The 22,437-nt window shown below is 36.2% G+C and carries 20 protein-coding genes; 3 read left to right on the top strand and 17 right to left on the bottom strand.

All coding sequences use genetic code 11. From position 1 onward, the window contains the following. Positions 1-19 precede the first annotated feature (19 nt). Entirely contained in the window at positions 20-763 is a 744-nt protein-coding gene (rpe, locus tag PRO_RS04135; RefSeq protein WP_011124991.1) for a ribulose-phosphate 3-epimerase, read from the top strand. Between the two features lie 14 nt (positions 764-777). Here rpe and ccsB read toward each other — a convergent pair whose 3' ends face one another. The 6 genes from ccsB to PRO_RS04105 form a co-directional block, all read right to left on the bottom strand. Next, complete coding sequence (gene ccsB / locus PRO_RS04130) at positions 778-1,713, bottom strand: c-type cytochrome biogenesis protein CcsB (RefSeq protein WP_165438633.1); 936 nt, start codon at positions 1,711-1,713, stop codon at positions 778-780. 32 nt (positions 1,714-1,745) lie between these two features. Then, complete coding sequence (locus tag PRO_RS04125; protein WP_164923226.1) at positions 1,746-2,873, bottom strand: LptF/LptG family permease; 1,128 nt, start codon at positions 2,871-2,873, stop codon at positions 1,746-1,748. An 80-nt stretch (positions 2,874-2,953) separates the two neighbouring features. Continuing rightward, positions 2,954-3,682, bottom strand: a complete 729-nt coding sequence (gene lptB, locus PRO_RS04120; RefSeq protein WP_011124988.1) for an LPS export ABC transporter ATP-binding protein — start codon at positions 3,680-3,682, stop codon at positions 2,954-2,956. A 198-nt stretch (positions 3,683-3,880) separates the two neighbouring features. Next, a complete protein-coding gene (locus PRO_RS04115) occupies positions 3,881-4,234 on the bottom strand; it encodes a DUF309 domain-containing protein (protein WP_011124987.1) in 354 nt (117 codons plus the stop codon). Between the two features lie 23 nt (positions 4,235-4,257). Then, positions 4,258-6,060, bottom strand: coding sequence for a translational GTPase TypA (gene typA, locus PRO_RS04110; protein ID WP_011124986.1), 1,803 nt, complete (start codon positions 6,058-6,060; stop codon positions 4,258-4,260). A gap of 86 nt (positions 6,061-6,146) precedes the next feature. Beyond that, positions 6,147-6,905: a M15 family metallopeptidase gene (locus tag PRO_RS04105; protein ID WP_011124985.1), complete on the bottom strand. Its 759-nt coding sequence runs from the start codon at positions 6,903-6,905 to the stop codon at positions 6,147-6,149. Positions 6,906-7,016: 111 nt separating this feature from the next. On the opposite strand from PRO_RS04105, the gene chlP reads away from it, so the two are divergent. Next, entirely contained in the window at positions 7,017-8,360 is a 1,344-nt protein-coding gene (chlP, locus tag PRO_RS04100; protein ID WP_011124984.1) for a geranylgeranyl reductase, read from the top strand. A 9-nt stretch (positions 8,361-8,369) separates the two neighbouring features. On the opposite strand, the gene glyS is transcribed toward chlP, so the two are convergent. Then, entirely contained in the window at positions 8,370-10,535 is a 2,166-nt protein-coding gene (gene glyS, locus PRO_RS04095; RefSeq protein WP_011124983.1) for a glycine--tRNA ligase subunit beta, read from the bottom strand. Between the two features lie 88 nt (positions 10,536-10,623). On the opposite strand from glyS, the gene PRO_RS04090 reads away from it, so the two are divergent. Then, complete coding sequence (locus tag PRO_RS04090; RefSeq protein WP_011124982.1) at positions 10,624-12,420, top strand: NADPH-dependent assimilatory sulfite reductase hemoprotein subunit; 1,797 nt, start codon at positions 10,624-10,626, stop codon at positions 12,418-12,420. Here PRO_RS04090 and PRO_RS04085 read toward each other — a convergent pair. From PRO_RS04085 to PRO_RS04045, 10 genes are all read right to left on the bottom strand, one after another. Continuing rightward, on the bottom strand, positions 12,375-13,052 hold the full coding sequence (locus PRO_RS04085; RefSeq protein ID WP_011124981.1) for a M15 family metallopeptidase: 678 nt from the start codon (positions 13,050-13,052) through the stop codon (positions 12,375-12,377). The genes PRO_RS04090 and PRO_RS04085 overlap by 46 nt on opposite strands. Positions 13,053-13,199: 147 nt before the next feature. Further along, the gene (gene recG / locus PRO_RS04080; protein ID WP_011124980.1) at positions 13,200-15,725 is read right to left on the bottom strand and encodes an ATP-dependent DNA helicase RecG; all 2,526 of its coding nucleotides are present in this window, start codon (positions 15,723-15,725) and stop codon (positions 13,200-13,202) included. Continuing rightward, positions 15,683-16,879: a hypothetical protein gene (locus tag PRO_RS04075; protein WP_011124979.1), complete on the bottom strand. Its 1,197-nt coding sequence runs from the start codon at positions 16,877-16,879 to the stop codon at positions 15,683-15,685. The genes recG and PRO_RS04075 overlap by 43 nt, the downstream gene beginning before the upstream one ends. A 5-nt stretch (positions 16,880-16,884) precedes the next feature. After that, positions 16,885-17,538, bottom strand: coding sequence for a translation elongation factor Ts (gene tsf, locus PRO_RS04070; protein WP_011124978.1), 654 nt, complete (start codon positions 17,536-17,538; stop codon positions 16,885-16,887). Positions 17,539-17,614: 76 nt separating this feature from the next. After that, positions 17,615-18,331 (bottom strand): 30S ribosomal protein S2, encoded by a 717-nt coding sequence (gene rpsB, locus PRO_RS04065; protein ID WP_011124977.1) that lies wholly within the window; start codon positions 18,329-18,331, stop codon positions 17,615-17,617. A 135-nt stretch (positions 18,332-18,466) separates the two neighbouring features. Continuing rightward, complete coding sequence (locus PRO_RS04060; protein ID WP_011124976.1) at positions 18,467-19,399, bottom strand: glycosyltransferase family 2 protein; 933 nt, start codon at positions 19,397-19,399, stop codon at positions 18,467-18,469. Positions 19,400-19,497: 98 nt separating this feature from the next. Further along, positions 19,498-19,647, bottom strand: a complete 150-nt coding sequence (locus PRO_RS09375) for a hypothetical protein (protein WP_011124975.1) — start codon at positions 19,645-19,647, stop codon at positions 19,498-19,500. Positions 19,648-19,676: 29 nt separating this feature from the next. After that, entirely contained in the window at positions 19,677-20,387 is a 711-nt protein-coding gene (locus tag PRO_RS04055) for a DevA family ABC transporter ATP-binding protein (protein WP_011124974.1), read from the bottom strand. Between the two features lie 14 nt (positions 20,388-20,401). Beyond that, positions 20,402-21,574, bottom strand: coding sequence for an ABC transporter permease DevC (gene devC / locus PRO_RS04050; protein WP_011124973.1), 1,173 nt, complete (start codon positions 21,572-21,574; stop codon positions 20,402-20,404). Further along, a complete protein-coding gene (locus PRO_RS04045) occupies positions 21,574-22,428 on the bottom strand; it encodes an ABC exporter membrane fusion protein (RefSeq protein WP_011124972.1) in 855 nt (284 codons plus the stop codon). Before PRO_RS04045 ends, devC begins: the two co-directional genes overlap by 1 nt. Positions 22,429-22,437 lie beyond the last annotated feature (9 nt).

Below are 22,437 nucleotides of genomic sequence, written 5' to 3'. Positions count from 1 at the left end.
GACATTCAATTAAAAACAGATGAGTTCAGCATTTACTTCATCAAATCGACCAATTCAGATCATTCCATCTGTTTTACCAGCTGACTGGGCAAACATGGGGCAATGCGTCAAAGACCTTGAAGAAGCTGGAGTGGATCGTATCCAATTTGATGTAATGGATGGGAATTTTGTTCCTAATCTGACTTTTGGACCAGAAATGATTTCAGCCTGCAGAAAATACTGCAACGTTCCATTTGAAACTCAACTAATGGTTAGTCAATATAACTGTGAAACTATGCTTGAAGCATATGTTGAAGCAAGCAAGGGACCTAATGGCGAGCCAGGGGTCGTTATTGCTCATGTGGAAGCAAATGTTCATTTGCACCGAATACTTGGAAAAATCCGTCAATTAGGTGGTTCTCCATCCGTAGCATTAAATCCTCATACTCCAATGGAGATGGTCAAAGATGTTCTGGACATGGTCGATCATGTTCTTGTAATGACAGTCAATCCAGGCTTTGGAGGTCAAGCTTATATACCTACAATGCTCAATAAAATTAAGAGTTTAAGAGAAGTAATTGTTGAAAATAACTATGATATAGATATCGAAGTAGATGGAGGGATTAAAGCTGACTGGACGATCTCACAGTGCTGTGCTGCAGGTGCTAATTGTTTCATTGCTGGCAGTGGTATGTTTGCCTATCCATCCTTAAAAGAAGGTTGTGATGCATTAAGATCAGTAGCCAAAGATGCTCAAAACGGGAAACTACTTGAAAAGAGCTAGAAGTATATTTAAGCCTAAAGAAACCAACCATAGCTATGTAATCCAATACCCAGAAAGTTAACCCCTATATAACATATTAATATTATAAATAAACCTATAATTGCAATAATTGCGGGTCTTTTACCTTGCCATCCTCTACTTAATCTTGTATGTAAATATGCTGCATAAATTAGCCATGAAATAAATGCCCAGGTTTCCTTAGGATCCCAACTCCACCAGCTTCCCCAAGCCTCGTTAGCCCAAACAGCACCGCTAATAAGACCAAAAGTAAGAAGAAGGAATCCAAACGTTATAGTTCGATAACTTAAATTGTCTAATTCTTCCGATTTAGAAAAAGTAATAGGTATTAATTCGTCTATACTTTTAACTATATTTAGATTCTCAGATTTATTTTTAAAGCCTCCAATTCCCATAGAATTGCTGCGGATCTGTAATGTTTCCCGACTACTACTTAAAAGAACTACAAGTGATAATAATGAACCAATGAGCAATGCTGCATAACTGCACATAATCACACTTACATGCATTACTAACCAATTAGATTTCAAAGCCGGTACTAAAGAAGAAGATGCTTTAAGTTCATCTGGTAAGACAAAGCTAGCGAAAGCTATTGATAGTAAAGATATAGGTGTAAGTGCTGCTTGAATTAATGGATATGGAAAAGTTCTTTCTATTAGAAGTTGTATAAAAGTTAACCCCCAGGTAAGGAAGCAAAGCGATTCATAAAGATTACTGATAGGGAAGTGTCCAGATTGTATCCAGCGAAAAACTAATTGTATTGCAAGTAGGATATTGGCAGACGCTATTAATATTCTCACAATGGAAGAATTTGAATTCTCGCCAACATTCCAAAAAGAGAATGGTAAAGAAATTAAAATCAAGACAAATGCTAAAGATCCCAAAGTCAGAACAGGATCTAAACCATTAATATACAAAAACAAATTAATCATTAGAATCAAATTCATGCGATCAAATTTGGCAGCTAATCATCTGCTTTATTAAGCAAATAAAGACCTCCCGAAAGAGATATAATCACTGGAGACCATGCTCCAACGAATGGACTCAATGCTCCAGAAACTCCTAATGAGCTAAATACAAAGCTTAGAATGTAATAAGCTAATATTAAAACAATACTAAGCGCAAAGCCTTGCCCTTGAGTTGATCGTGTATTAGGACTACAGGCAAGGGAACTTCCAATCAAGCTAAACACAACGCATGCCATGGGTAGTGTAAATTTTTCTTGTATACGTACTTCCATTCTTCTAACTTCTTTAAGGTTGCCTGATAATTTATATAAATCTTTGGCTTTATATGCATCTGAAAGAGTCATATAGTTAGCATCTTTAGGTATCTTAGCTATTTTTTTCGGGCCTGAATCTAAAGGATATACATAATTTTCAAAACTAATAGAAGTTGAGCCTCCATTTGGGGCTATTGTAAGTATATTGCCATCATGAAATTCCCAATTAGCTTCTAAATTATTCCAGTATCCCTTTTTCGCAACTAACATTTGTTTATAACCCAATCGAGAAAAATCTAAAAGTGTTACATCAATCATTGTTTTATTCTGAAATTCTTTTGCATAGAATAAATGCGTCATTCCATCTCTTGAAATATTAGAAGAAGGATCAACAATTTTACCAAAACGAGAATACATAATATCAGTTACATAATCTGAATGCATTGAAACACCTAATCCTCTACGCAAAGTAGCTTCAGCACTTTTATTTGCAGAAGGTACAATTAAATCATTAAATATAAATGTAATTCCTGTCATTAAAAGACCTAAAGTAATTGCAGCAACAATCATTCGTTTAGTTGATATGCCAATACTTTTAAGAGCCTTTACTTCACTATTTGATGACAGTCTGCTAAAAGTTAATAATGTTGCCATAAGAATGGCCATAGGAAAAGATATAACAAGAAAACTAGGTAACTTTAAGAAAAAAACTTGCAATGCAAACTTTAAAGCGAGTCCTGATTCAACAATCTTTCTTACCAAATCAAACATTACTCCAACTGATAAAGAAACAACCGTGAAGGCTGATATTGCAAAAAAGAAAGGTGGTAATAATTCTCTAAACAACCATCGATCCAAAAGTGGAATCATTCTCCATTTTGAAGAAATAAACTTACTTACCTTGCTAAAAAAGTACAATCCGCTAAAGAATTGATGGTAGAAATAATTACTCAAAGCTGAAAACCCTCTCCTAAATAGTGAGTTTTTACTAAGGGATCGTTAGAAATTTCTGAAGAAGATCCTGATGCCAAAATCTTTCCATTACTTAGGATGTATGAGCGGTCTGTAATTGCAAGTGTTTCACGGACATTGTGATCAGTTATCAAAATACCCATTCCTGCCATTCTTAATTTCTGAACTAAATTCTGAAGATCAACAACTGCCATAGGATCTACACCTGCAAAAGGTTCATCAAGAAGCAAATATTTTGGACCTGAACGTCCTAAGGCCAATGCTCTTGCGACCTCACAACGACGTCTCTCTCCACCTGAAAGTTTATATCCGGTACGATCTAAAAAAGGACTTAAATTAAATTCATCAACAATTTGATTTCTGCGTAATGTACGTTGAGATGAATTCGCAAAACTTTGCGAGAGCGCTATATCTAGATTTTCCCTAACAGTCAGATTTCTAAAAACACTTGCCTCTTGAGGGAGATAACCAATGCCAAACCTTGCTCTATAAGTCATAGATAAATTTGTCACCACTCTATTGTCCAAAAGGACATTTCCCTCTTGCGGGGAAAGCTGGCCAATAGAAAGGTTGAAAGTAGTTGTTTTACCTGCTCCATTTGGCCCAAGGAGACCTACTATTTCCCCAGGGTTAACTTGTAAACAGATATCACTAACAAGGGACTTCCCTTGAATCATCAAAGACACTTGATCTAGTACTAAACTCATAACTAAGAACTCATAATCTTAGTTCTTTTCCTTTGAACAGATATAACAGGCATTGTTTCTAGGATAAAAATAAGTGTTTAAGGTAGAAATTTAATCTTTAAATAGAAATTATAAAATTACATTTAACTCTACAGGAAAAGAAAAAAAATTCGGTCATAACGACATCCATCTTTAAATTAACACTATTATCCATACGAACTATCTTTTTAAAAGCTTTGGTTCTGAAACGTTAAATACATCTCTTCCTTCTTGTAGTATTTTCAATCTTTGTTCTACAATTTCTGTTAAGTTCTCAATATCTAATCCTAAAGTTGGAATACCAGTACTTTTAAGTCTCCCTAATCCTTCACCATAAAGAATAGTTGCTCCTTTTAAATTATCATTAGAAAGGTGAACCTGTGCTACAGCTATTTGCAATATCGCTTGAATAGTTATTCTTTCTCTACCAATAGTATTATGCCAAATCTCCTCTAAAGCATCATGAGCTAAATACCACTCATGATCATTAAACAAATCAATTGCGTTTTTAAACTCTAGTTCGTTTTCCAACAAAGCTTCTATCTATCCATAAAATACTAACGTTTATTATATTTCTTGCTAGGCATCTTTCTTAATCTTATTGATTCTGGGGTTACTTCTAACATTTCACCAGGGCCTATATATTCCAATGCTCTTTCTAATGTTATATCAATCGGTGACTGCAAAGTATCTAGCTCTTCAGCTCCAGCAGATCTCATGTTAGTAAGTTGCTTTGATTTGCATATATTAATTTCTAGATCTTGCTGTCTATTATGTTCACCAATAATCATTCCTTTATAAACCTTTGTTCCGGGTTCAATAAAGAATTGCCCTCTATCCTCTGCGTTTTTCAAGGCATAAAAGGTTGAGACTCCTTCCTCAAAAGAAATTAATACGCCATTTCTTCTGGACTCAAACTCCCCCACCATTGGTCGATATTCAAAAAACGAATGGCTCATAATCCCTTCTCCTCTAGTGGCTCTTATAAATTCTCCTCTGAAACCAATTAAACCTCTTGATGGAATAAGAAATTCCAATTGAGTTCTTCCATCATTTGTATTTATCATATTTTGCATTTCACTTCTTCTAGAACCAAGCTTTTCTATACATGTCCCAACTGATATTTCTGGTACATCTAAGACCAAAGTTTCTAATGGTTCACAGAGGGTATCTTCAATCGTACGGAAAATCACTTGAGGTTGAGAAACCTGAAATTCATAGCCTTCTCTTCGCATGGTTTCAATTAATATTCCTAAATGCAGCTCTCCTCTACCACAAACAGCAAAGCGATCAGGAGAATCTGTTTCTTCAACACGTAAAGCAACATTGGTAAGCAATTCTTTAAATAGTCTTTCTCTTAATTGCCTGCTTGTTACAAATTTTCCTTCTTTACCAGCAAAAGGAGAATCATTGACAACAAATGTCATCTGCAGAGTAGGTTCATCAACTTTAATAAGTGGTAAAGCTTTAGGCTCATCTGGGCAAGCAATAGTCTCCCCAATATTCACATCATCAAAGCCAGAGACTGCAACTATATTTCCTGCATATGCTTCCTCAATATCTATTCTTTGAAGGCCTTCGAAACCCATTAATTTAGAGATCCTACCTTGTTTTAATTTCCCACTTTCTTTTATTAATGAAGCCCTTTGTCCGCTTCGAATAACACCATTGTGAACTCTCCCTATAATTATTCGCCCAAGAAAATCAGAATAATCTAATGAAGTAATTTGTAATTGCAATGGTTTCGTCTGATCTCCAATTGGAGGTGGAACATGCCTAATAATCGCATCAAAAAGAGGCTTCATATTCTCACTTTCCGTTTGCATGTCCGGCTTAGCAAAACCTCCTAATCCACTCCCAAACAAATAAGGAAAGTCACATTGATCGTCATCAGCTCCAAGTTCAAGGAAGAGATCTAAAACCTTGTCGACAGCCGTTTCTGGTTCAACTCTTGCTCTATCAATTTTATTAACAAAAACAATTGGTCTTAAACCTTGCTCAAGCGCCTTTTTAAGTACAAAACGTGTTTGAGGCATTGGGCCTTCGTTAGCATCAACAATCAACAAGCAACCATCAACCATTCCAAGCACTCGTTCTACTTCTCCTCCGAAATCAGCATGCCCAGGGGTATCTACAATATTGATCCTCGTATCGTTATATATAACTGCAGTGTTTTTTGAAAGTATGGTTATACCTCTTTCACGTTCCAAATCATTTGAATCCATTACGCATGTAGGAACAGCTTCGTTATCCCTGAATATTCCTGATTGACCAAGCAGAGCATCGACAAGCGTCGTTTTTCCATGATCAACATGAGCAACGATTGCTATATTCCGAAGAGCTTGTTGATTAGAAATCATGAAAAACAAAGCTCTTTAAAAATGAAAGAGCTTTTATGCATAAGAAGGAAGAATATCTCAATATGAGTTACTTTTTCGAAAAAGATCTATTTACTTTTAAGGTTTTTTTCTAGCCGCATTCTTTTATTAGCTGCTTCAAAAGCTCTTAAGGCCTCAACAGTTCCTTCAAATCTCCAATGCCAAGGCTCATAACTAACTCCTTGAGTATTGCCTTTAGGAAAAGAAAGAACAAAGTGATATTTCGCAGCATTCCTTTGTAGCCAAGAAAAAGCAGGGGTTTCTTCAAAACTGACCTCAAAATCAGTCTCTCGCATATCCCCATCTCCAAGGTCAATTGCATAACCTGTGCTGTGCTCTGAATAACCTGGAGGAGCTGAAACCTTTGCCCTCTCAATAGCAATTTGATTTCGTATAGATTTATTTTCATAAAAAATCTCTCTTTGCAAATCTATTGAGCGAAAACCACTTAATGCAGTCAAATAAATCCCATCAGCAGCTGCAGCAGCCCTCATTTTTTTCAATGCTGAATATGTATCTTTATGAACCTTAAGCCCAGGATAAACAGCAATTAAGTCAGTTATAAGAGCTTCAGGATAAGGGAAGTGTCCTAACAAAAGTTCTTCTTGTGAAAGATTATTATTTGCTTGCCCCTCCGTTAGAACTGCTGAGTTTTTCACAACAGGCTTTAGTTTAATAGTAATAAAAACTGAAAATAAAGTTAAGAAAATCGATCCGAACATCAAGTATCTATATCTTGCTGACGACACCCCCCTTACAGGCTTAAACCTTCTTGCGAGAGGGATCTCACTACTATTATTACTTCCAGAGCTTTCTCCACCACTCATAGAAATAACACTGAAACTTGTTTCGATCGTAACGGTCTTAGCTAACTACTTCATAGAGTAATTCTTATTGATGTAGGTTTTAAAATAAGAATATAAAAAATTGAACTAAAGATGTTGCGTGTTGCAGTAATCGGAGGAGGCCCAAGTGGTTCCTGTACAGCTGAAATCCTTGCCAAGGCAGGTATTAAAACATGGATTTTCGAAAGAAAGCTAGACAATGCAAAACCATGTGGTGGAGCAATTCCGTTATGCATGGTTTCAGAGTTTGAGCTTCCTGATTCAATAATTGATAGAAAAGTCAGAAACATGCGAATGATTTCACCTTCCAATAGAGAAGTAGATATTAGTCTGGACAAAGTTTATGGAGAAACAGAAAACGAATACATAGGAATGTGTAGAAGAGAAGTCATGGATGCATTTATGAGGAATCGTGCTGCTGAATTAGGAGCAATTCTTGTAAATGGACTAGTGACAAAAATTGAAACTGGTACTAATCGACAAGGGCCATATACTCTCAATTACTCAGATTATTCCAGTGGAGATGCAAAGGGTGAAGCCAAAACATTAGAAGTTGACTTGATCGTTGGTGCTGATGGTGCCAATAGTCGAGTAGCAAAAGCAATGGATGCAGGTGATTACAACGTAGCCATTGCTTTTCAAGAGAGAATTAAGCTACCAGAAAAAGAGATGTCTTATTACGAAGATCTGGCTGAAATGTATGTAGGCACTGATGTCTCCCCTGATTTCTATGGTTGGGTATTCCCTAAATTCGACCATGTAGCAGTAGGAACAGGCACAATGCAAAAAAACCAAGCTCTTATTAAAGACCTACAAGAAGGGGTAAGAGAACGTGCACAAAAAAGACTAGTAAATGGAGAAGTGATAAAAGTAGAAGCGCATCCAATCCCTGAACACCCAAGGCCAAGACGTGTGGTTGGAAGGATGGCCTTAGTTGGTGATGCCGCGGGGTATGTAACTAAGAGCTCAGGAGAAGGTATATATTTCGCTGCCAAAAGTGGCAGGATGTGTGCAGAAGAAATAGTAAGTGCCAGTCAAGGTGGAAGTAAAATTCCTACCGAAGATGATCTGAAAAAATATATAAAAAAATGGGATAAAAAATATGGCGCAACGTACAAAGTACTAGAAATACTACAGAATATCTTTTATTCCAACGATGGAGCGCGTGAAGCGTTTGTAGAAATGTGTGATGATATAGATGTACAACGACTTACGTTTGATAGCTATCTATACAAAACTGTAGTAGCCATGAAACCATTACAACAATTAAAGCTAACATTCATGACTCTAGGATCTGTCTTAAGAGGCCGTGCCCTGGCGCCGAAGAGTTATAAGCCTGTGCCAAGCACTGTAAGAGGGGATGAAGAAGTAAACAAAATGCTAGCCGTTAGCACAATTAAAGGCGGTATAAAAGTAGGAAAAAAGAAAGTAAAATAAAATAAGTAGTTAATGGGTTATTAAATTAAAGTCTGCAATTAACTGAGCTTGATTCCTTAGTACCGACAATAAGTTTAATCTATTTTCTCGGATGCTTTTGTTTGTAGTCATAACCATGACACTCTGTTCACCATCAAAAAACTCAGCCAATGCTTTGGATCCAAAGGCTAAACCCTCGGCTAATTTCATATAGCGGTCTGGTGAATTACTAATTGCGATTGGTTCAAGAGAATTAATAACCTCCAACATAGAGTTCTCACTTTGACTCTCAAACAAACTTGGATCTACCACATTAGAAGCACTAAGGACATCTGTGTTCAAAGTGCCTTTCTCAGCTAATTTAGAAGCTCTATTAACAACTGATTGCACAGCTGATAGTTTCTTTGATGTTCTCATTTGTTGCAACAAGGTTACACGTTCAAAAACATCAGTAGGGTCAGCAAGTAGACGTTCATGAGGGATTGTCTCTCCTGCAACAGCTTGAATAATATCTACATCAATAGAAGATTCCTCTAGAAGGCTAACTATCCTTTGATGAAAGAAATCCAAAAGATCGCTAAGCAAATTTTCCTCATCAACCTTGAAAGAAGGAAACAACTTAAGCCAATAAGAAGAAGAAATAGTAAGCAATTCCAATAAATTTATTTTCCATTCTTTGTTCCAAATAATTTGCAAAACCCCATTCCCTGCTCTCCTCAAAGCATAAGGGTCTGAAGATCCACTAGGTCTTTCTCCTTTAGAATATATGCTTAACAGAAGCTCTATTCGTTCGATTAAAGCAAGTGCTGAACCCACAAAAGATTCTGGCAACTTGTCTGCATATCCACGTGGTAAATACTGCTCTAGCACAGCCAAAGCAACTTCTCGTGATTCACCTTCAGCAAGAAGATATTTAGCCCCAATTATTCCCTGAAGCTCTGGGAACTCTCCAACCATATGACTTACAAGATCATGCTTACAAAGCGAAGACGCTTTTCTTAGAAAATTAGAATTACCTTCGGGGAAATTTACAGTTTTAATAAAAAGTTCTGCCAGCCACTCAATTCTTTTTACACGGTCATACAAAGAACCAAGTCCATCTGCAAAAGTTACATTTTTCAATTGATCTGTACGGGAGGTGCTAGACAAACCTCGATCTGCGTTTATGAAAAATTTTGCATCAGCAAATCTAGCTTTTAAAACTCGTTCATTACCTTCTTTAATAAGATCCTTAGATTGCGGCAAGCCATTACAAATACAAAGAAAAAAGGGTGTCAATATGCCTTTGGCTTCAAGAGCAAGTGGGTCAACTTCATCATCATTTTTATAGAGAGGAATATATCGTTGATGAACCTGCATAACAGTGCTTAAAACTTCTGCTGGGAGTTCAAGAAATGACTCATTGAATTCTCCACGAATCAAATATGGTAATTCAACCAAATCAGTCAATTCATTGAGCAATTTGCTAGTTAAATCAGCTGTTGCATTAACTTCAAGCGAAGACTTTTCAACTAAAGACTTGATTAAATCCAATCGTTCTTCTCTATCTACTATTACACCAGCTCCTCGCAAAATTTCAAAATATTCGCCAGAAGATTCAATCAAAATTTCATTACTAACAAGACGATGTCCTCTACTTAAACGGCCAGACAATATCTCAGGATCGGTATCTGGAAGTTTTACTTTTATCTCATTGTCATCTAATAATGCAACCAGCCACCTAACTGGGCGAGAAAACCTACTATCTCCACTTCCCCAACGCATAAAACGTTTACCTTGAATACTATTGATCCAGTTAGGAATCAAATCAACAAGCAGATCTTTAGAAGGTCCTCCTTTTTCAACAACCTTCCCAAAAACGAATGGTCCTTTAACTGTTTCCCTTATTTCTAAGTCTTCAACTAAAAGACCATAGCGTTTTGCAAAACCTTCAGCTGCAGGTGTTGGGCATCCATTCTTAAAAGCTTTTGTTGCTGGAGGCCCCTTTCGTTCTTCTACAAAATCATCTGAAGAACTTGCCAAATTATTTACAATTACAAAAATCCGTCTTGGTGTACTAGAACATCGAATCAATTCATACTGAATTCGATTTTGCTTAAGATCATTTTGGACTAATTCTTCAAGTTGAGAAATTGCCAGTCTGGCAAAATCTGCAGGGAGTTCCTCAGTGCCAATCTCAAGTAAGAAGTTAGACACAAAAATACTAAATATTCAATAACACTTTATTGAAGATACAATTAAAAAGTATGATTGTTTTAAGTAATTTGGTCAAAAAACCCAATTCGTGACAACAGAAAACATCCAATCTGAAGATATAAAGGATCCAGAGTTGTTCCCATGTATTGCTAATGGTCAAGATCGGTCCAAGTTTGAGCAGTTTAAGGCAGACAGCAACTATTTAAAAGAACCTCTGGCCTCAGAATTAAAAAACGAATCCAATCATTTTTCAAACGACGCTGTTCAGCTACTGAAATTTCACGGTAGTTATCAGCAAGACAATCGAGAGAATCGAAAAAAGGGTTTAGATAAAGACTGGCAAATGATGCTTCGCCTTCGCAGTCCAGGTGGATATATTCCCGCCGAATTGTTTGTTGCATTAGATGATTTATCTAATCGATTTGGGAACAAAACACTTAGAGCTACAACAAGGCAAGCCTTTCAAATGCACGGTATACGAAAAGAAAATCTTAAAGAAGTTATAAGTACAATTGTAAAATCAATGGGCTCGACACTTGCTGCATGCGGTGACATTAATAGAAATGTTATGGCACCTGCAGCACCTTATAACAAGGGTGGATACCCAGCTGCTCGCAAATTAGCAAATGAAATCGCTGATTTGCTAATACCTTTAACAGCTGAAGGTACTTATCTAGAGCTTTGGGCTGATGGTGATTTAACTTATAAAATTTGCCCCTCAAAAAAAGTTCAAGATACAAGGAAACAACAATTTTCTAAAGGTTTATTTAGTGGTGACTCACAAGAGCCACTTTATGGGTCAACATACTTACCTCGCAAATTTAAATGTGCAGTTACTGTCCCTGGAGACAACTCGGTTGATCTGTTAACTCATGATATTGGTTTAGTAGCTTTTACAAAAAACAATGGTGAATTAAAAGGTTGTAATGTCTATGTAGGGGGAGGTATGGGGAGAATACATAATACTGAAACAACCTTTGCACGTATTGCTGATCCACTTGGTTATATAGATGCTAAAGATGTACTGAGCTTAGTTCAGTCAATACTCACTCTTCAACGAGATTTCGGCAACAGGAAACTTAGGAAGAATGCAAGGATGAAATATTTACTTCATAACAAAGGTCTTAAATGGTTTAAAAATAAGCTTATAAGTAAATACTTTTTTAAAGGATTGCAAGAGATTCATCCAGAACCCACTACAAGACTTAAAGATTACTTGGGATGGAACAAACAAAGCAAAGGACTTTACTTTGTAGGTATACCACTAATATCAGGCCGACTTAGTGGAGATATTAAGGAGATAATAAGATGTGTTGTTGAAAAATATCAACTTGAAATTAGGTTAACTCCAAATCAAGACCTATTACTTTGCAATATTGGAAACTATCAAGTTTCGTCAATCAAAAAAGAATTAGCAGGCATAAACATACCTGCCCCATCCTCTATGAATGATATATCTAGACATGCTATAGCTTGTCCGGCATTACCTTTATGTGGATTAGCTATTACAGAAGCCGAGCGATTCCTTCCTGAACTAATTAACCGTATTGATATTCAATTAAAAAAGCTAAAAATCCAAAAATCAATTTTGTTAAGAATGACAGGTTGTCCAAATGGATGTGCAAGACCTTACATGGCTGAATTGGCCTTAGTAGGTAGTGGAGTTAATCAATATCAATTGTGGCTAGGGGGGAGTCCTAACCTGCAAAGATTGGCAAAGCCATATCTTCAGAAAATGCATATAGATAAATTAGAGGCAACACTTGAACCATTATTCATTAACTGGAAGCAGAATTCTCTTGAAACTAGTTTTGGAGATTATATTTCATCATTGTCTGATCAGTTAATAATGGATTTGCTATCAGATTCATCTACAGCTCCATAAAACCCTGCTTGAGAATTATTAGACCAAGCCCAAAGCTGATCACCGTAACTGAAATGCCACCACTCATGAGGATGTTGAACAAATCCAGAACGTTTCATTACATCTAAAAGGATCATTCTCCTTGAATGCCACAAATGAGCTGAAGAATCACGATTAGAATGTGCAGCTTCAAAATAATAATCTGGACGTGATATTGGTCCCATACAATCAATCTGCCCTCCCATCTCTAGGGACACACCATCTTTAGTAGCAATGGTAAGATCTACAGCGCCTCCCGTACTATGAGGTGGAGGCATTGACTTGTCTAAGCTTGGCAAGGCCCAAAAGGTAGCAACAGATTCAATTACATCCTTTAATTCAGAAGAGCCTGCACTTTCAAATCTATCTATACCTCTTGAAATACATTCCTGGTTTATTGCGTATTCATACATGAACTTCTGAACCCTGATTGGTCGCCAACAATCAAATAAAGCTAGGCAAAACTGTGGTTCAATCTTCTGGAGATAACCTTGGGCAATTAATAAACGACGTATAACATCTTGTCTTAACATCCAAGGAGAGGCTAAATCACCATAAGGGGCTCCTAGTGACTGATAAGCATGGGGCTTCAAACAATAGAGTTCCTCAGGCAAGCAAATCAAAGGCTCCTTTGAATGGAGAATAGGTATCTTGTTCCAAGGTCTCAACACTGCAAATACATGAAAAATAATTTACCTAATCAAAGGAATTTACTTGTGTACTTGATTATATGATTAGTAAATTTAATGATAGAAAATTATTTAATTAAGTTGTGTTTTAGTAACCAATCTATTCCAATAGTCATCTAACATTATTTTCAACAACTTGTTTTGAATCAAATCAGGATCACTCTTCAAGATTTTTTCTGCTTCTTCTCTAGCAGATTCCAGAATTGTTTCATCATTAACTAAATTAGCCAAAGCAAAATCAGGGAGACCCGACTGTCTTGTTCCTAAAACTTGTCCAGGTCCTCGTAAACGAAGATCAATTTCAGATATTTCAAAACCATCATGTGAATTAACCAATACTTCAAGTCTATTTTTAGAAGCCAATGATTTAGCTGTGTCAATGAGTATACATTTAGAATCTTTAGTTCCTCTACCCACTCGTCCGCGCAATTGATGTAATTGGGCTAATCCAAATCTATCGGCATGATCAATTACCATCATCGTAGCTTCAGGGACATCTACCCCAACCTCAACTACAGTCGTTGAAACAAGTACTTCTATTTCCTTATTTACAAATTTATTAATAATGCCCTTTTTCTCACTGCTATGCATACGTCCATGTAATAAACCTACTTTATATTCGCTCAATATTTCTGAGGATAATTCATGGTATACGTCTATTGCTGAACGTAATTCTAATTTTTCTGATTCATCAACTAAAGGAAGAACTACATAGGCCTGACTCCCAATATCAAGTTGTTCCTTAATAGCTTCATATGCTTGATACCTTTCAGAACTTGGCATAAGTTGTGTTTCTATGGGAGTCCTCCCTGGAGGCAATTCATTAATTTGACTCACGTCTAAATCACCATGTATAGAAAGGGCTAAGGTCCTTGGAATAGGAGTCGCGGTCATAGTTAAAAGGTGAGGGTGAAGACCTTTATTCAGCAATAAGTTTCTCTGATTAACACCAAACCGATGTTGTTCATCAACAACTACTAAACCCAGACGGCGAAATGAAACAGATTCTTCAATAAGGGCATGTGTTCCAACAATTATTTTCAAATTCCCGTTAGAAAGATCAGCAAAAATTCGTTTTCTTTCCTTTGCAGCAGTAGAACCTGTAAGCAATTCAACAGTGACATGTAGTTGAGGTAGCCACTTGCAAAGTGTTAAATAATGCTGTTGAGCAAGGACCTCAGTGGGAGCCATGAATGCACCTTGCCAACCTGACTCAACTGCTCTCAAAAGTGCAGCTATTGCAACAACAGTCTTACCACATCCCACATCACCTTGAACTAATCTAGACATAGGCTTAGACATAGCAATGTCGGATTCAATCTGTGTCAAAACTTGTTGCTGAGAATTAGTCAATGCAAAAGGAAGGAGTTTTAAAAACTGCTCTGTAAAACCCTCTCTTTCCTTGTTAATAAATAACGAAGGGGCTTTACATTTTCCGAGTTCTAATCGACGCTTCAGTAGGCCAAGTTGTAAAAACAAAAATTCATCAAAAACAAGTCTCCTTTTTGCTTTCTTTAGATACTCCTGATTTCTAGGTCTATGTATCTGTTTAATAGCTTCACCTTTATCTAAAAGAGAAAGAGATTCACGTGTATTAACAGGCAAGGGGTCTTCCAAGTCTAATGCCAAAGGTATAACTGAATGAACAATTTGCCTTAGACGATCTGCTTTTAATCCATCTGTTAACTGGTATATAGGCAAGATCCTTCCTATCGTTTGAGATTTAAGAAGTGCTTGCTTATGTTCAAGGACTTCAATCAATGGATCGTTAAACGACTTGCCATAACTATTTCCTTTGACCAAACCACTTACAGCTACAATTGTACCTTTTGGATATAAAGATTCCTGCTTCTTCAGAAAAGAGCGTTTACTAAACCTTCTACCTATAAAGAATTTACTTATTTTTATACGACCTGTCATGTCTTCAAGATGTAATTCAAGTATAGATAAATTTTGATTGCGTGGACTTGTATAGGAATTACTACGCCTTATAGTAGCTATTATAGTAGTAGTTTCTCCAGGTACTAATGAAAAAATTCTTTTAAGCGATGAATAATCAACATAATCTCTCGGATAATGGAAAAGAAGGTCTTTAATTACAAAAAGGTTCAAAGCCGCAAAACATTCGCACATTTTAGTGCCTACACCCTTAACTTCTCCAAGAGGACTATCTATGCGTAGGTGTTGTCTAATATCATTCGCAGTTGATTGACTATCTGACATCCTTAACTTTGGAGGAGAAGGAATATCTTTAATCTGATACTCCTTACTCAAACGGTAAAGTAGTTGTCTAGCATCAATAATCAAACGTCTTTTAATTGGGAGATCAGAAGTTGGGTAGTCATCAAACGATTTTGCAAATAAAGTTAGTTTTTTGTCTATTTCATTAGATAAAAGGGGAGACTTGAATTCTTTTATTTCTCTAGAAAGGAAAGAATTAAAGTGTTCAGCCCTACCATGAATATTTTTGAAGCCATTCTCAGCTTCAACTGTTAAAGCCTTTTGTAAAAGTCTTACCCAATTATTTAGCGCATTAATCTGTTGATCTCTTAACTCTAAAGAGTTTTGTTTTTTTCTGTCTTTGTATTGTTCCACCAATGTTCTTTAATTTCTTTAGCGAGAGATTTGCTTTGCCAATAACGTTGTTGGCGAATCATCTTAGTCAAGCTATTTCTTTGTTTAGTGATTTCCTGTCTACATTGTCTAAGACGCAAGTTATCGAACTCTAGTTCAGATAAACGGATTAACAGGCAAGTGATATCAATCTCATTATTGTAAGCAGATGACGTTGGCAATAGAAGTTTAAGAATATTTGAAGGAGCATTAACAGACGGAACCTGTCCTGAAATAACTGCATCTAGAAGATTTATTGGTATAAAACTATTAATTACACCTAATCTAATTAACTCAATATTTATTAAATGGGAAAGATTTCTCAATCTTCGAGTAAGAGCTGTTTCAATTGAAATAGACCATCTATAAAGTTCTTCTGGAGTTTGTGGTAACAAAGTATCATTTAAGATAATCTTATCATCTTCATTCTCGATATTATCAAGGTCTTCTTTACTTTTAGAAGAGTCAACTTTTTGATTAATTAATTTTCCAGCCATCATGAAAATAGACTTTATGATATCTTTATCGTTTTGATTATTAACTGAACTAGAATCATTAATATCTTCATTAATATCTTCATTAATATCTTCATTAATATCTTCATTAATATCTTCATTAATTCCATAATCAGCATCATAAGAGTTAAAATTGCTATTGGAAATATCCCAACTATTTATATCAATTTGATTCTCAGTAGGCAACGATAAACTTAATTCTAAAGAGCCAAGGTTATTTTCAACACTTAGTTTAGGTTCAAGATCTGTCTGACTTACCATTTCCTTAAACAAAGATTCTGAATCCTTATTCACTTTGATATTTTCTTTTTCTAATGTCCTAGAAAATATCATGAGATTCTCTATTGTTAGTAATGATATACATTCAGATAAACTAGATTTTATATTTTCTTGAAATGATTCACCGTTTTTATCTAATGAAATATTACTTAGACTATTATTATTCGACAAAATTAACTGATAAATTGCCTCTTTAACAACATCTGGCAAGACTGATCTAACAAGTTTTAAATAGAAAGCATTGATTTTATATATCTCTGAGCTTAAAGATTCACATTTCCTATTAAGCAGCTCAAGCTGCTTAATAGGGTCAAAAGCAGAATGAATTTTCGGATCAGAAGTCAAAATCTCTAGGAAGACATTGAAGCTACTTCTGCAGCAAAATCAGACTCTTCTACTTCAATTCCCTCTCCAAGGGTATAACGAGTAAATCTACGAACCTTTACATTCTCCCCTATTTGACCTGCAACCTGTTTTACAAGTTGCTCTACAGTAATTGAACTATCACGAATAAATGGTTGTTCTATCAATGCCAGTTCTTTTAACCTTTTTCCTATTCTTCCCTCAACAATCTTAGTTTTGATTTGCTCTGGTTTTCCAGCTAAATCATCTCTACCCATTTCTATATTCTTCTCCTTATCGACAATATCTTTTGGAATATCATCAACAGCTACATATTCAACATTAGGGCAAGCAGCTACTTGCATCGAAACATCTCTTAAAAGACCCTGAAATAATTCTCCACGAGCAACAAAATCTGTTTCACAATTCAGTTCAATTAGAACTCCAACCCTAGAGCCAGTATGAATATAACTACCAATAGCGCCTTCAGCTGCAACTCTTCCTGATTTTTTTTCTGCACTAGCTATACCTTTTTGGCGTAACCATTCAACAGCCTTAGAAATATCACCACTTGTCTCTGCTAATGCTTTCTTACAATCCATCATTCCTGCACCTGTCTTATCTCTAAGATCTTTTACAAGCTTTGCTGTAATAGATGACATTTTCTTTAGTGTGTGAGTTAAAAATACCGTTAGTTTTTGAATTAGGGCAACAGCAAAATTAAATCCCTAAAAATTATTATGAATATTTCTGGCGCGCTCGCTGATCATTAGATCCATGACGCCCTTCATTTATTGCGTCTGCAATTCTTCCAAGAACCAGCTGAACAGATCTAACAGCATCGTCATTACATGGGATTGGAACTTCACATAGATCGGGATCACAATTGGTGTCCAACATTGACACCAAGGGAATATCTAATTTCCTTGCTTCTAAAACAGCATTAGTTTCTCTTCTTTGATCAACTAAAACTACGACATCAGGCAAACGCTTCATACCCTTCAAGCCTCCAAGATATTTTTGCAATCTTTCTAGTTCATGCCTCAAAACAGAAGCCTCTTTCTTAGGCCTCATAGCAATAGCTCCACTAGATTCCATTCGCTCCAAATCCTTTAGTCGATCAATGCGAGCTTTCATTGTTGTCCAATTAGTTAGCATCCCTCCAAGCCAACGTTGATTCACATAAGAAGCACCACATCTTGCAGCTTCTTGAGCTACAACTTCTGAAGCCTGCTTCTTTGTTCCAACAAATAAAAATCTTTTTCCACTTTTCGCAGCATTTCTTGTCCACTTGTATGCATTATTCATACATACAGCAGTTTTAACTAGATCAATGATGTGTACACCATTTCTCGCACAATAAATGTAGCGAGACATCTTTGGATTCCATCTACGAGTCTGGTGCCCAAAATGAGCACCAGCTTCCATCATCTCAGAAAGAGTTACAACAGCCATTTGATTAGGGTTTCGGGTTAGCCTCCACCTGACAGGGATACAAAGTGCTTAATAAATAATTAATTTACTTTGATCACCCGAAACAGTCAGATGTGCGGAGTTTTTATTACTTCACTAATCTACCAAAAGACGAAATCAATGAAGGCCGTTAAGTGTTGCTTCTCGAAAAATCTCTCTAACTCCAACAAGATTTAAAGGTACTCTTAAAACTTGCATTGCCAATCCTGGTCGATTTATACGTATAAGAAATTTCAACAACGGTCTAATAGTTACATCATTTATAAGTCCACCTAAAGTCAAGCTTTCCCAGAGAATTCTATGAAATAAAGTAAATTGAATAATAAAACGCACTCGCAAAGTTGGGTGTTTTCTATAGAAAATAATTGCCATCTTTGCTCTCTCACGTTCAACTTGCTTCAAAGATGGAATTTGATTAATACTAAAAGCTGGATGCCAATGATACCCAACTGCATTAGGACATTTAATTAGCTCTACACCCATTTGCCTAAGTCGCTCACCAAGTTCTAAATCTTCCCATCCATATAACTTAAAAGCGGGGTCAAAAAGACCGGATTCCTCCAATATTGTTTTTTCAATAGCAACATTCCCTGTAGCAAAATAAGCCCATGAAAGGTCTGTCAATTTATGAGGTTCGGAAATTGGGCTATCAAAATTAGCAGTATTTATAACTGCTCCATAAGTAAAACAAAGCTTGTCTCCTCTTCTCCTCCAAGCCTTGCGAAGGCTAGTGATATGGCTTTCAATGAAAGTTTCTGTGACCACTAAATCACTGTCAATAAAAATAATCACATCACCTCTAGATTGCTGCACTCCGTTATTTCTTCCTAAGCCTGGTCCTCCATGGTTTTGCTTGATCAATACGACATGAGGAAATAGCTCACAATTCTTTTCTAACCATGAGTAAGTGCCATCACTTGAACCATCATCAACAACTACTATTTCATAACCTTGAATCTGACTAGATACCCTCTGAACTTCCAAAGCTTTTAAACACTTCAACAAAATCGGCAAGCGGTTATATGTTGGTATCACAACACTTATGAACATTCGAATAACTCCTTAGTTTTAGATAAAAAGTAAGTTCATTTTTATAAAAAAGACAATCTTATAAAATTCATTAGAAATCAAACGAAGAATTAATTGCTCTAATCTGCAGCTCCGCCATTATTTGCTGTACCAGTAACTCCATTGCCAGCACCAGCTCCATCTGAACGAAGCTTACGTTTTTTAAACTTTCTTGCATAAGCTCTATTCCTTTCTTGTTTCTCTTTCTTTAGATTTCTTCGCTTAGACATGTCTTTAGAATTTATATTATTTATACAGCCTACTGAACAATAGGCAGTAATCTGCCATCTTCCATATTTAAAAGACGATCTGCCACATCAAGAATGCGTGGATCATGTGTGACCATTAGTACTGAACAATTCTGCTCAATTGCAAGTCGTTTAAGTAAAGAAACAATTTCTCTACCAGTAACGCTATCGAGAGCAGAAGTTGGTTCATCTGCTAATAATAATTTTGGACGTGCAGATAATGCTCTCGCAATAGCAACTCTTTGTTTTTGTCCCCCAGAAAGATCATGAGGAAGCTTATTCATTTGATCTGCTAGACCTACTGCTCTCAACCATTCTCTTGAATTATCTCTACGTGCCTGATAAGAAAGTCTTTGTAACAAATCTGAGCCCATTTGAACATTTTGTTCAGCAGTGAGGCATCTAAGGAGATTATGCCCCTGAAAAATCATTCCAATGTTCTTTCTAACGATTTGACGAGTTTTTCTTTCAGATCCATGAAGTTGATGACCAAGAACAAATAATTCTCCTTGCTGTGTTTTGCGCAAAGCTCCTATCAGAGTAAGCAATGTAGTTTTTCCACATCCCGAAGGGCCGGTCAATAAAATGACCTCGCCGGGATCGATCTTCATTGATATTGAATAAAGGACCTGTTTTCTTGTTAACCCATTTCCATACCAATAATTTAAACCTTTAATTTGAACAGTTGAATTTAATTTGTATGAATTATCGTTTTGGTTCATTATGCATGAAAGGTTTAAAAAATTTCTGCAGGATCTGCATCAATTAGTCTTCTCATTGCAAAGGAAGCAGAAGCCATGCACATAAATAAGATTAAGAAAAAAACAAGAACTGCTCTTTGAGGATCCATAGCCACAGGTAATTTAGTTGAACTCCTTACCAAAGCATATAAAGCTTGCCCTGAAACATATGCAGGAAGATATCCCATGACCGCAAGAAAAATTCCTTCTCTAGCAACTACACCAAATAAAGTTCTCAATTGGTAGCCCATAGCCATCAAGGTTGCATATTCAGCAAGATGATCACTCACATCGCTATATAAAATCTGATAAACAATCACACATCCAACCACAAAGCCCATAGCTGCTCCTAGGGTGAAAATAAATCCTATAGAAGTGCTATTCCGCCAATAATTCTTCTCAAAATCTATAAATTCATTCCTACTTAAAACCTTTACATCATTAGGCAAACTAGCCTTTAAAGATCTAATAACGTCTTCTGAATTTGCTTCTGTTCTTAAACGAACAAGTCCTATCTCTATACTGCCTACAGATGAAGTTGGTAATAATTTAAGGAAAGTTTCTCTACTAGTGATCAAATTTCCATCAGCGCCAAAAGAAGGGCCAAGGCTTACTAGTCCTGCTACACGAACTCTCTTACCTCCTACTTCAGTTTCAACAATTTTCCCTTCAGAGATCCATTTCTCAACTGGACCAAATTCTTCTCTAGAAAGGACATCAAACAAAACTCGGCCTGAATTCTTTAGGACTTCTGCTTTAAGAGGAAAGCCAGGATCTATTAAAAGAGGATCAGTTGGCTCAAAACCTAAAGCAAGTATTGACCTTGTAGAAAGTGTTTCCGGATTGCGCCAAAGTAAGAAATTCCAATTGACAGGTGTAGTCCCAATTACATCTTTATGAGCCATTGTTTGGACAAGTCTTCGCCTTGGGAAAGCACTCATACTTATTGAGCTCATAGACCGAGGACTTATTAAAACTAAATCAGCATCAAATAACTTATGCACAGTAACACTTGCATCAAATAAGCCGTCCCTAAAACCCAATTGCATAAACATAAGTATTCCAGCAAAACATATTCCTGCTATTGCAACTAATAAACGAAGAGGTTGCCTTGTTAGCAATAGCCAAGCCAAAGGAATACCCCTTCTATGCCAGAAAGAAATCTTCACTATGGTTCAAACCTAGCTATAACTTTCATACCTGTATATCTTTCAACTTTTAAAACAGAATTAGGATTTAAAGTAATTCGGACTTCTACAACTCTTGCGTCTGCATCTCCAGTTGGATCTGTGGTCAAAACTCTTCGTTGTCTTACCTGAGGACTGATTCTTTTTACTTGGCCTAAAAGCGTTCCACTAAAGCCTCCATTTTCACTAATGAGTGAAACATTTTGACCTAATCTGATTCTGTTTATATCAGATTCATATACCTCAATCAAAGCTTCCATAAGTTGACTAGACCCTACCTTAAGGACTCCTTCTGAACTAGGCCTTTCCCCTTCTCTAGAATTAATCTTTAGAACTATCCCGTTTATAGGGCTTTTTAATTGAGTATCTAAAAGATCTACTTCTAGGCCTTTAATTTCTGCAAGAATTTCATTTCTCTCACCCAATAACTCAGTTAAATAATCATTTTCCCGATCAAAAATCATTCTAGGAGTGGCGCCTTCAGAAACAGATTCTTTATATCTAGCGACCTCTCTTTTTTGAGAAATTATCTTTTTATTTATTTTATTTAAACGTGCCTGGCTCAAATCTAAATCCGCAGTAATCTTAGGCTGGTTATCAAATATTGCAAGTATTTGTCCTTTTTGAACCTTATCTCCTTCACTAATTAATATAGTTTTTATGCGAGGAGTTCCACCAAAACCACTTGTTGGAGCAGCCAATGATCTTATTTCACCAGAAGGTGATAATTGACCTAAAGCTGCTACTGCTTCTATGCTTCTAACAATATTAGTTCTAGAAGAAATTTCTTTTGAAACAGGAGCTTTACGCAATGAGGCAAGGGTAATTAATATCACTAAAAAGCC

Source organism: Prochlorococcus marinus subsp. marinus str. CCMP1375 (genome assembly GCF_000007925.1).
GTDB classification, from domain to species: Bacteria; Cyanobacteriota; Cyanobacteriia; order PCC-6307; family Cyanobiaceae; genus Prochlorococcus_E; species Prochlorococcus_E marinus.
The sequence above is the reverse complement of the archived record's forward strand: the minus strand, read 5'-3'. Positions and strand labels throughout refer to the sequence as shown.

Excerpts from the sequence above, each read along its gene's own strand:
- rpe (WP_011124991.1), top strand. The coding sequence starts at position 20 with ATGAGTTCAGCATTTACTTCATCAAATCGACCAATTCAGATCATTCCA.
- ccsB (WP_165438633.1), bottom strand. The coding sequence starts at position 1,713 with ATGATTAATTTGTTTTTGTATATTAATGGTTTAGATCCTGTTCTGACT.
- PRO_RS04125 (WP_164923226.1), bottom strand. The coding sequence starts at position 2,873 with ATGATTCCACTTTTGGATCGATGGTTGTTTAGAGAATTATTACCACCT.
- lptB (WP_011124988.1), bottom strand. The coding sequence starts at position 3,682 with ATGAGTTTAGTACTAGATCAAGTGTCTTTGATGATTCAAGGGAAGTCC.
- typA (WP_011124986.1), bottom strand. The coding sequence starts at position 6,060 with ATGATTTCTAATCAACAAGCTCTTCGGAATATAGCAATCGTTGCTCAT.
- PRO_RS04105 (WP_011124985.1), bottom strand. The coding sequence starts at position 6,905 with ATGAGTGGTGGAGAAAGCTCTGGAAGTAATAATAGTAGTGAGATCCCT.
- chlP (WP_011124984.1), top strand. The coding sequence starts at position 7,017 with ATGTTGCGTGTTGCAGTAATCGGAGGAGGCCCAAGTGGTTCCTGTACA.
- tsf (WP_011124978.1), bottom strand. The coding sequence starts at position 17,538 with ATGTCATCTATTACAGCAAAGCTTGTAAAAGATCTTAGAGATAAGACA.
- rpsB (WP_011124977.1), bottom strand. The coding sequence starts at position 18,331 with ATGGCTGTTGTAACTCTTTCTGAGATGATGGAAGCTGGTGCTCATTTT.
- PRO_RS04060 (WP_011124976.1), bottom strand. The coding sequence starts at position 19,399 with ATGTTCATAAGTGTTGTGATACCAACATATAACCGCTTGCCGATTTTG.
- PRO_RS09375 (WP_011124975.1), bottom strand. The coding sequence starts at position 19,647 with ATGTCTAAGCGAAGAAATCTAAAGAAAGAGAAACAAGAAAGGAATAGA.
- PRO_RS04055 (WP_011124974.1), bottom strand. The coding sequence starts at position 20,387 with ATGAACCAAAACGATAATTCATACAAATTAAATTCAACTGTTCAAATT.